At 74.6% G+C, this 1534-nt stretch carries 1 protein-coding gene; it reads left to right on the top strand.

Features of this window, described 5'->3' with window-relative positions; genetic code table 11:
* Positions 1-108: 108 nt before the first annotated feature.
* Positions 109-1534, top strand: a 1426-nt coding sequence (locus AC2W7G_RS16025; protein ID WP_485869313.1) for a dipeptide ABC transporter ATP-binding protein, incomplete at its 3' end; no start/stop codon positions are given.

Genomic DNA, 1534 nt, shown 5'->3' on the forward strand with positions numbered 1-1534 from the left:
CGCGCCGGCGAGGTGCTGGCCGCGTCGGCGAGTCCGGCTCGGGCAAGTCGGTGAGCTCGCGCGCCGTGCTGGCCTGCTGCCGGGCAGGCCACCGCCGAGGGCTCGGCGGTGCTGACCCGCGGCGACGAGCAGACCGAGCTGATCGGCCTGTCCGACAGCGCGCTGCGCCCGATCCGCGGCGACCAGGTCTCGATGGTGTTCCAGGAGCCGTCCACGGCCCTGGACCCGGTGCACACGGTGGGCGCCCAGCTCGTCGAGGGCATCCGGGCGCACCGCGACGTCTCGAAGAAGGAGGCGCGGGCCCGGGCGGTCGAGCTGCTCGAGATGGTCGGCCTGCCCGACCCCGAACGCCGCGTCGACTACTACCCGCACCAGCTCTCGGGCGGGCAGAAGCAGCGCGTCGTCATCGCCATGGCGATCGCCTGCGACCCGGACGTGATCATCGCCGACGAGCCGACCACGGCCCTGGACGTCACCGTCCAGGCCGCGATCCTGGAGCTGCTGCTCAGCCTGCGCGACCGGCTGGGCACGGCGATCGTCCTCATCACCCACAACATGGGCGTCGTCGCCGACGTCGCCGACCGGGTCGTGGTCATGTACCGCGGCCAGGTCGTCGAGCAGGCGCCGGTGCGCGAGCTCTTTGCCGCCCCGCAGCACCCGTACACCCAGCGCCTGCTGGACGCGGTGCCGCACCTGGGCGCCGAGGACGGGCCCGGCGAGGTCGACCCGTCGGCCGACGTCGTGCTCGAGGTCGAGGACCTGGTCGTGGAGTTCCCCGGCCGCCTCGGCGAGCCGGCGTTCCGCGCCGTCGACGACGTCAGCCTGACGATCCGCCGCGGCGAGGTGCTGGCCCTGGTCGGCGAGTCCGGCTCGGGCAAGTCGACGGTCGGACGCACGACGGTGGGCCTGCAGCAGCCGACGTCCGGCACGGTGCGGGTGAGCGGCACGACGGTCTCCGGGCTGTCGGACCGCCAGCTGCGCCCGCTGCGCGAGCGGTTCGGGTTCGTCTTCCAGGACCCGGCGGCCTCGCTCAACCCGCGGCTGTCGATCGGGCAGACGCTGGCCGAGCCGCTGCACGTGCACCGCGACCTGCCCGACGCCGAGGTCCACCAGCGCGTCCGCGCCCTGCTGGAGGACGTCGAGCTGCCGGCCGCGTTCGCCGAGCGGTACCCGCACGAGCTGTCCGGCGGCCAGCGCCAGCGCGTGAGCCTGGCTCGCGCCATCGCGCTCGACCCGGACCTGCTCATCGCCGACGAGCCGACGTCCGCCCTGGACGTCTCGGTGCAGGCCCGGGTGCTGGAGCTGTTCGTCGAGCTGCAGCAGCGCCGCGGCTTCGCGTGCCTGTTCATCACCCACGACCTGGCGGTCGTGGACCGGCTCGCCAACCGCGTGGCGGTCATGCAGGCCGGACGCCTGGTCGAGGTCGGACCCCGGTCGCAGGTGCTGGGCGCCCCGACCGAGGACTACACGCGCCGGCTCGTCGCGGCCGTGCCCGTGCCCGACCCGGTCGAGCAGCACCGCCGTCGCGCCGAGC

The sequence above is a fragment of the Aeromicrobium sp. PFPM2_SD2 genome (assembly GCF_057364525.1).